This is a genomic window from Streptococcus sp. 2018WUSS126, from assembly GCF_044427425.1.
GTDB lineage: Bacteria > Bacillota > Bacilli > Lactobacillales > Streptococcaceae > Streptococcus > Streptococcus hashimotonensis.
The window spans coordinates 1-9102 of the sequence record NZ_JAOTGB010000034.1; the positions used below are offsets into that span (position 1 = coordinate 1).

Below are 9102 nucleotides of genomic sequence, written 5' to 3' on the forward strand. Positions count from 1 at the left end.
ACATCTATTTTTATAATCATCAACGATTTCAAGAACGCAACAACGGCCTTGCCCCTCTTGAAATGAGGAACAAGGCCGTCGCCTAATCTTTTATTATTTCATTGTCCACTTGACAGGGAGCAGTTCAGGATTGAGAACACTAGCTTTTTTCTATATACTTATAAAATATAGTTGTTTAGTTTGCTTTTAGTACTAGCTTCAAAGGTTCGGGGAACCTTTGGAGGCTGGAAATAAAGCGAACAACGTTCGCATCAAAAAGTCGCAGGCTGTACTGGAGTACGGCAAAGCGAGTTCAAATCACTCCTGTGGAGTGTTTGAAGTTGGAAATAAGGAAACGACGTTTCCTCGCTCGTCGAAGTAATCAAAGATAAACTAAATGACTATATATTCTTCAATGACCTGAAGTACACCTGCCTCCAGATGGCTGGGAGCTCGGTACTTGGCTACCGCCTTGACCTTGTCTGTCGCATTTTCCATGGCATAGGGATAGCCAACATAGGACAATAACTCAATATCATTGTCTGAATCACCGAAGGCCATCACCTGTTCAGGTTCGATATCCAAACTGGTCAAAACCTGTTCCAAGCCCCATGCCTTATGAATCCCTTCTGGCAATATATCAATGGAGCCATAGCCACTAGTCACTGCAACCATCTGACCTTGAAAAGCCTGGTTAAACTCTTCCGTTATCAATTCTACACGTGCTTCAGGAACCCAGAGACCAACCTTATAAATAGGTTCAAAATTAGGATAGGCACTGAGGTCGTCTAAATAGGTCACACGATTTTGGAAGGCAGCCATTTGAACTGGTTCTATTGGCAAATCCGTCCCTGCAAATGGCATACCTGCCCCAGCCTGCATATAAATATTTACATCGTTCGATAACATCAGACATACATCCGCCCAACGGCCTTTGAAAAAATGCAGTATTGCTTCAACTTCCACTTGCTGAATAACCCGACGAATTACTGTCTTGCCATTTTGATACACATGGGCACCATTATCAGCCACGACAATCAGTCGATTTTCAAATCCTTGGCAGAGCTGCAATAACCTGCCCATCCCATTCCCACTCGCAATGACAAATGGAATATGTTTCTCTTCTAGCTTCTCCAAGACCCGTGAAAATCGCTCTCTATCAAAACTCCCCTGACCATCTAAAAAGGTCCCATCCATGTCTGTTGCAATTAATCGAACTATCATCTTCTCTCTCCTCACCATACCAAATTGACAAAGTCTTTCATTTCTTGATAGGCTGTATCCACACGCGCCTGCGTATCTAGATCCAATTGTCCATAGTATCGACCACCAGCGACCCAGTCTTCCAATACATAGGTCTGATAGCTAAAACGCTCATAACCATCTAGTGAATACGTTCCCTGAGAGATACGATTCACCCAGGTTGGATGCGCTTGGGCTGTCCGAATACTTGTCTGCCCATCCTCTTTTTGAATCCTTATATCCATCAAGACACCCCGCTCGGTCCATTGGGAATTTGGTGTATCATCCATGCTTTCAATACGCTGATTGGACAGGAAATTCCCCATCGAATAGATAATCAATTTTCTCTGACCATCTTTTTCAATAATCTCTGCGGGCTCGACTACATGCGGATGCCCACCAAGAACGATGTCTGCTCCCCAATCAATCATTTGATGGTACAAACCGGTCTGTTCCTCCGTAGGCTCTAACTGGTATTCCACACCCGTCTGAGGCATGACGATGGTAATATCTGCCTCTTTCTCAGCTCGCTCAATCTCTGCCTGCATCTTTTCTTTATCAAAATCCGATAAATAGGCATCATATTCCTCCTGACTCAGCAAAGCCTCCATCCCATTGAAACCGTAAGCATAGGCTAAAACCGCTATACGGATACCATTGACTTCCCGAATGTAGAGTGGTGCAGTTGCCCGATTGCCTTCAGCGTAGACACCGACTGTATCCACACCTGCATCTCTAAATGTATTGACAGTGGAAACCAATCCAGAAAGATGTGAGTCCAAAATATGATTGTGGGCTAAGTCCACCAAATCGTAGCCCGCATCATGGATATTGTTGGCGACAATGGCAGGCGCATTAAAAAGTGGATAACCTGCTAATTCGACATCTGGGGAAATGGTCCCTTCAAAGTCTGCGATAGCGAAATCAGCCTGTTCTATCCAGGGCTTTACGTAGGTAAAATTCTCAGAAAAATCGTAACTTCCATCTGGCTGTTCTGCTCCTCGAAGAATAGGCAAGTGATAGAGTAAATCTCCGTGGGCCATGATGCGAACAGAATTATCTGAGTGCATTGATTCTGATGCCTGATTCAGCCTAGGAACTAGCTGCTCGCTTACAATAATAATCGCCAAGATAATAGTCGCTAAGCCACAAATAAAAAACAAATGCATCTTTGTCCGATAGGACGCATATCGTTTTCTGCGAATAGAGTTCGCCCTTTTCTCCATACCTTTACCCTCATACTCCCTACTTAAGAACCTTTGTTCAAAATACAGTCAGTAGTCCCTCAAAAAACTATTTCTTCCATAAAAGTACATCACTTATAAATAGAGGTTCTAATATTAGTATACGACATTTTTGCTAAAAAATCTAAATAAAATCAGAATTCCATCTCACAAATATATGTTTCCGACTATGTATTCCATTCCTCAAACGATTATCAGACCGATCTTCACAGACCATTTAAAAAGAGCTAACATTATCCCTTCCTAACTCCCTAAAAGACTATCTGGGAGAACGGTACAATGTTAGCTTCTTTTTATGTCTTCAACAGATGATTTTAATCATCCAAGTGCTGTAGCTTGCCACGAAAATCTTCAATGGTCTCGTAGCCTTTTTCAGACATGATGGCCTGCAATTCAGCCGTAATGCGTTCAAAGGCTGCCACACCTTCCTTTTGCAGGGTTGTCCCAACTTGAACCATGCTGGCACCACAGAGAATGTGTTCGAAGGCATCCCGACCTGTCAAGACGCCACCAGTCCCAACAATCTGAATCTCTGGTTTCAAGCGCTGGTAAAAAGCGTGGACATTGGCAAGAGCAGTCGGCTTGATATACTCTCCACCGATACCACCAAAACCATTTTTAGGCTTGATGACAACTGACTCATCCTTGATATAGAGACCATTTCCAATCGAATTGACACAGTTGACAAACTTCAAAGGAAACTGGTTGAAAATCGCTGCTGCTTGGTCAAAATGCACAATATCGAAATAAGGTGGCAACTTAATACCGAGTGGTTTGGTAAAGTAAGTGAAGACCTCCTGCAAAATGGTTTCTGTCGTTTCAAAATCATAGGCAATCTGCGGTTTTCCAGGGACATTGGGACAAGAAAGATTTAACTCTGTCAGCCCCTTAAAATCACTGGCTTCTACAGTTCTCAAAATCTCGTGAGTCTCATCAGGCGACATTCCAACTAAAGATAAAACAAATGTGCGTTCTGGCTCCGTTTCCTGCAATTCTAGTAGATAATCCAAATAGTAAGCCAAGCCCTGATTTGGCAAGCCCATCGAATTGATAGAACCAAGCGGAACATTCTGATAACGTGGTTCTGGATTACCCGCGCGGTAGTCCAAGGTTGCTGTTTTTGTCACAAAAGTACCCGCCTTCGAGTTCTTAACCGCATCCAATTCTTCCTTGGTCATGCACCAAACCCCTGCCGCATTCATCAAACAATTATCAAAGGTAAATCCACCGAGTGTCGTTGCTGTTGAAACCATATTATCCTCCATATTGGTTGTTCTTTCTCGATTATATCATAAGAAACAAACGGATTTTCTCCATTTACTACTAACGTTCGGATTTTGCAATAAAAATTTATTAATTTTTTTAAAATTCTTACATTTTCTTCTTTACATTTAAAAATCATGGTGCTATAATAATTATCAGATAAATTAAATTGTCAGATAATTTAATAAATAAAAAAGAAATCAGGTGATCCCATGTCAAATGCCAAAGCTTACATCCAAGCTTCTTTTGAAGCAGTCAAAGCCCGCAACCCACATGAAACAGAATTCCTCCAAGCTGTAGAAGAGCTCTTCTCTACACTTGAGCCTGTTTTTGAAGCACACCCAGAATACATCGAAGAAAACATCTTGGCCCGTATCGTTGAGCCTGAGCGTATCATCAGCTTCCGTGTTCCATGGACAGATAAAGATGGAAATGTTCAAGTCAACCGTGGCTACCGTGTTCAGTTCAACTCAGCTGTAGGTCCTTACAAAGGCGGTCTTCGCTTCCACCCAACTGTAAACCAATCCATCTTGAAATTCCTCGGTTTCGAGCAAATCTTCAAAAACGTCTTGACTGGTCTTCCAATCGGCGGTGGTAAAGGTGGTTCAGACTTTGATCCTAAAGGAAAAACTGATGCTGAAATCATGCGCTTCTGCCAAAGCTTCATGACTGAATTGCAAAAACACATCGGACCTTCACTTGACGTCCCTGCAGGTGACATCGGTGTCGGTGGTCGTGAGATTGGTTACATGTACGGTCAATACAAACGCCTCCGCCAGTTTGATGCAGGTGTCTTGACTGGTAAACCTCTTGGCTTCGGTGGTTCATTAATCCGCCCAGAAGCAACTGGTTACGGTTTGGTTTACTTCACTGATAACATGTTGGCTGCAAACGGTAAATCCTTCAAAGACCAAACAGTCCTTATCTCAGGTTCTGGTAACGTTGCCCAATATGCTGTTCAAAAAGCGACTGAACTCGGTGCAAAAGTCATCTCTGTGTCAGACTCAAATGGTTACATCATTGACGAAACTGGTATCGACTTTGACCTCTTGGTGGACATCAAAGAAAAACGCCGCGCTCGTTTGACAGAATACGCTGCAGAAAAAGCAACTGCTAAGTACTTCGAAGGTTCTGTATGGAACTACGATGGCAAGGCTGACATTGCCCTTCCATGTGCGACTCAAAACGAAATCAACGGCGAGCAAGCTGCTGCCCTTGTGAAAAATGGCGTTTACTGTGTGGCTGAAGGTGCCAACATGCCATCTGACCTTGATGCTATCAAAGTTTACAAAGAAAATGGCGTTCTTTACGGCCTTGCAAAAGCAGCCAATGCTGGTGGTGTAGCCGTATCTGCCCTTGAAATGAGCCAAAACAGCCTTCGCTTGTCATGGACTCGTGAAGAAGTGGATGGACGTCTCAAAGACATCATGGCCAACATCTTCAACACAGCCAAAGAAACTGCTGAAAAATACGACCTTGGTACAGACTACCTTGCAGGTGCTAACATCGCAGCCTTTGAACAAATTGCGGATAGCATGATTGCCCAAGGTTTGGTATAAGCTTACTTTTAGTTTACTAAACTATAATAAAAACGCCCCAAAAATTGACGTGCTAATTTTGGGGGTATTTTTCATTAAAAAAAGAGGAGAACAGTGGATAAACATGTTCTCCTTTTTAAAATGTAAAAATAACAGATAGGTCGATTATCAAGCCGAACAATCTGAACCAAGGAGTGTTATAAACCCGCAAAATTGTGCAGTATTTAAAACTTTTTCTACAGCGATTAGATACCTTCTGCGACTAATTCCGTCCACATGGCATCTTCGTAGGTAAAACCAAAGTTTGTTTCATTATCTACACCGTAGATAAGTTTTACTTGTACTTTTTCTCCTGGCTTCAACTTTTCGACTAGATTCACATCGTAGGTCCGTAAATCCAGGGAAAAGGGAATCTGACTAACCGGATCAATGAGACTGAAATAGTATTCATCAAAATAGAGCTCTTTTGCGGTCGAATTTTCAACTTCCATTTCAACAACATAAGCTGTGCTGTAGTAGCTATCTACTAGTTCTATGCTATCATCTTTCCCCATAGATGTTACTGTTACATGAAGACCGTTAGAAAAATCAACTGAGTCACCAACTTGATACTCCGTGTATTCTACAGTCTCATCAATATACCCGTCACTACCTGTATCCCAATTATCAAAATTTGCTGCGCTTAGACCGATCATAAAAATAAAACAGGTTACTCCTAGGATAAAGGAGAGGACTGCACCAGCAATGGTCGTCCAAAAGAGAGGCTGTTTGTGCAAGGGTTTCTTCTTATAATACATCTGCCCATTTTCAACGACAAAATCTTTTGTTTGCATAATAAACTCCTTATTTTAAAACAGTTGGTCCACTTGAAGGTAAATCTATTCCTGCTTGACGCAGAGCATCTTGATAAAAACCAAAGAATTGATGATAGATCTTGTTCTGTTGACCGTTGGCTACGAAAAGATTAACACGAAATACAAACTGTCCCGAAATAGCGTTTTGGGGACCTAATACAGTCACACCTGTAATCTGGTCAAAATTGCTGATTTCTCTCAAATTGACCTCTTCTATTACACGATAGACTTGTTCCAAATCGGTATTAAATTTGAGCGGAATATCGATTTGAGCACGCATGTCCCCTCTTGACTGATTGGACACCACTAGAATGTTGCGATTGGGAATAAAATGCAATGTCCCATCTGCATCACGTACTTGTGTTGTTCGGATTCCCATACTAACGATGGTTCCTGAAATGGTAATGGGCCCGTTGGTTAACTTAACCACATCTCCGACGTCAAACTGTCGTTCAATTAAGATAAAGAATCCATTGACCAAGTCTGAGAGAAAACCTTGTGCGCCCAGCCCAACAGCTACCCCAGCAATCCCGGCCCCTGCAAGAAGACTGGATACCGGTAAACCGAGGATACTCAAAATACAGTAGATAAGGATAAAGTAGAGTAGGTAATTTAGGATGCTTTCCACCAGACGACTGATGGTCTTCTGACGACCAATGTCTTGTGTAGATACCTTTAGAGAGGGAACCAAAACCTTTTTCACAGAAGCTTTGGCTATCTTCTTGATAATGTAAAATGCAACAAAGAGTAAAACAAGCGATAAAACCTTATTTAGACCTGCTGTCACAATGGCCTCAATATTAAATTGAGACAAATACTTGGTAATAAAATCATTCATGAGATAATTATAGCAGAAAACATCCTAAAAGAGCAAAGAGGCTGGGCAAAAAGTCCAAAGCCATTTCTCAGAGTTCGTCTTCTCACTCCCTTATCTTATTTCTTCTTTGCAAAATACTGGCGTGTCTCCTTGATGATAACAGGAGAGAGGGCTAGTAAGGCAATCAAGTTTGGTAGGGCCATGAGACCATTTACAATATCTGCAACGGTCCAAATCAAGTCTAGTTTGAGGAAGCCACCAAGAGCTACCATTGCCACAAATAACAGACGATAAGGCAAGATGGATTTGGTACCGAATAGAAACTCGATACAGCGTTCACCATAGTAAGACCATCCGAGAATAGTTGTAAAAGCAAAAAGTACCAAACTAATCGTCAAGGCAATAGATCCTGTACTGCCAAAAACAGTCGCAAAGGCTGCCTGCGTCAGTGGTGCCCCTTCAAGTCCTTCTACTGTCCACTGACCAGTCACCAAAATTGACAAACCAGTTAGACTACAGATAATTAATGTATCAATAAATGTCCCTGTCATAGAAATCAAGCCTTGCTCAACAGCATTATCCGATTTGGCTGCTGCAGCTGCGATAGGCGCCGAACCTAGACCAGATTCATTTGAAAACACTCCACGCGCAATACCACGTTGGATCGCTTCTTTTACAGTTGCCCCTACAAAGCCACCTACTGCTGCTGCAGGTGAGAAGGCAGATTTCAGAACCAAACCAAGTGTCGGAAGCAGTTCATTCCAGTGAACTAACAAGACTATCAAACTTGCCAAAATGTATAAAATCGCCATGAAAGGAACGATTTTGGTCGAAACATCCGAGATTTTTTCAATTCCCCCAAAGATAAAGAAAGCAATTGAAATGGCTGTCACAATGCTGACCAACTGGGGAGCTAATCCAAAACTCGAAGACATGGAAGATGCAATCGAATTAACCTGTGAAAATGTCCCCATCCCCAAAAGTGCCACCAGAACACCAGAAATAGCAAAGAAAACAGCCAAGGGTTTCCACTTCTGTCCCATCCCCAAGGTGATATAATGCATAGGCCCACCTGCTGCTTGACCGTTGGCATCCTTGGTACGGTATTTAATGGCTAAAAATCCTTCCGCATACTTAGTTGCCATCCCGAAAAAGGCTGCTACCCACATCCAGAAAAGAGCCCCTGGTCCACCTGTCGTAATGGCTGTTGCCACTCCGACGATATTTCCCGTACCAACTGTCGCTGCCAAAGCTGTACAAAGAGCCGCAAAGCTAGACACATCTCCTTGACCAGACTGGTCACTAGAGAAAATCAGACGAAAGGCTGTCGGTAACTTGCTAACTTGAAACATCCCTAAACGGAGCGTAAGGTAAACACCTGTACCGACCAAAAGTATTAAGAGAGGCGGTCCCCAAACAAGATTGTTGATAGCTTTAAATAGTTCTAACATAGTTCCTCCTAAGCGTTTCTAATCCGATAAAGCTGCCGGAAAAACAAAAAGAGGCTGAACCCTTCAACCTCTAGAATCAACGTGAAAAATACAGAAAAAGCCTATTTTTCAACGCTCTGTCCTTTTACCTGAGAGTTTCAGTAGCTCTACTTTTACAAGCAGAACTACCTTGCCCCTTCGGTGCCAAAATGGTCTCTCCAGAGTTCCGTCCATTGAACAGTCAGTTTCCCTTCTACCCAATATCAACCGGTTATTCAGTTTTATCTAGTCTTATTTTAATCTAATTTCACGAAAAAATCAAGAATATTTTCTGATACTCAATGAAAATCAAAAGTGGCCTAGGAAACGAAGCCGAAGATAGAACTCTGTTACTGTCTTGTTTCAAGGTAGTCATAACCACCCGTGAAAACGGGTGGCTTGTACACCGGCTATAAGCCGTTTCTCTCCAGCGACGTCTAAAGACGTTCGCTGAACTTCGTTCAGGTTAGTGCTATAATTACTTGACTAATGCCCGTAACAACGGGCTTTTATCTCGTTCTAAAACTGCCATCTGAAAATGGATCTTCATACTCTTTGACACTCAATTTATCAAGTGCAATGTCATTTTTCTCCTGCTCGCGAATATATTTCGCAACTGTCTTTTCATTCAGTCCAACGGTACTAACATAGTAGCCTCTAGCCCAAAACTTTCGATTTCCATACTTATATTTTAAA

The 9102-nt window shown here is 42.3% G+C and carries 8 protein-coding genes and 1 riboswitch; of the genes, 1 reads left to right on the forward strand and 7 read right to left on the reverse strand.

Annotated elements, in window-relative coordinates:
• Positions 1 to 372 precede the first annotated feature (372 nt).
• From ODU34_RS09935 to ODU34_RS09945, 3 genes are all read right to left on the reverse strand, one after another.
• Positions 373 to 1203 (reverse strand): Cof-type HAD-IIB family hydrolase, encoded by an 831-nt coding sequence (locus ODU34_RS09935; RefSeq protein WP_105179054.1) that lies wholly within the window; start codon positions 1201 to 1203, stop codon positions 373 to 375.
• An 11-nt stretch (positions 1204 to 1214) separates the two neighbouring features.
• Positions 1215 to 2447: a CapA family protein gene (locus ODU34_RS09940; protein WP_105179055.1), complete on the reverse strand. Its 1233-nt coding sequence runs from the start codon at positions 2445 to 2447 to the stop codon at positions 1215 to 1217.
• 332 nt (positions 2448 to 2779) lie between these two features.
• Positions 2780 to 3718, reverse strand: coding sequence for a dihydroorotate oxidase (locus tag ODU34_RS09945; protein WP_105179056.1), 939 nt, complete (start codon positions 3716 to 3718; stop codon positions 2780 to 2782).
• A gap of 222 nt (positions 3719 to 3940) precedes the next feature.
• On the opposite strand from ODU34_RS09945, the gene gdhA reads away from it, so the two are divergent.
• Positions 3941 to 5287, forward strand: a complete 1347-nt coding sequence (gdhA, locus tag ODU34_RS09950) for an NADP-specific glutamate dehydrogenase (protein WP_014636785.1) — start codon at positions 3941 to 3943, stop codon at positions 5285 to 5287.
• 224 nt (positions 5288 to 5511) lie between these two features.
• Here gdhA and ODU34_RS09955 read toward each other — a convergent pair whose 3' ends face one another.
• The 4 genes from ODU34_RS09955 to ODU34_RS09970 form a co-directional block, all read right to left on the reverse strand.
• Positions 5512 to 6099 (reverse strand): DUF4352 domain-containing protein, encoded by a 588-nt coding sequence (locus ODU34_RS09955; protein ID WP_169050572.1) that lies wholly within the window; start codon positions 6097 to 6099, stop codon positions 5512 to 5514.
• Positions 6100 to 6109: 10 nt separating this feature from the next.
• Positions 6110 to 6958 (reverse strand): mechanosensitive ion channel family protein, encoded by an 849-nt coding sequence (locus tag ODU34_RS09960; protein WP_002937530.1) that lies wholly within the window; start codon positions 6956 to 6958, stop codon positions 6110 to 6112.
• Positions 6959 to 7053: 95 nt separating this feature from the next.
• Positions 7054 to 8388, reverse strand: a complete 1335-nt coding sequence (locus ODU34_RS09965; RefSeq protein WP_205015061.1) for a sodium:alanine symporter family protein — start codon at positions 8386 to 8388, stop codon at positions 7054 to 7056.
• Between the two features lie 106 nt (positions 8389 to 8494).
• Positions 8495 to 8599: riboswitch (glycine riboswitch) on the reverse strand.
• Between the two features lie 316 nt (positions 8600 to 8915).
• A partial coding sequence (locus tag ODU34_RS09970; protein WP_398578486.1) for a transposase occupies positions 8916 to 9102 on the reverse strand: 187 nt, incomplete at its 5' end.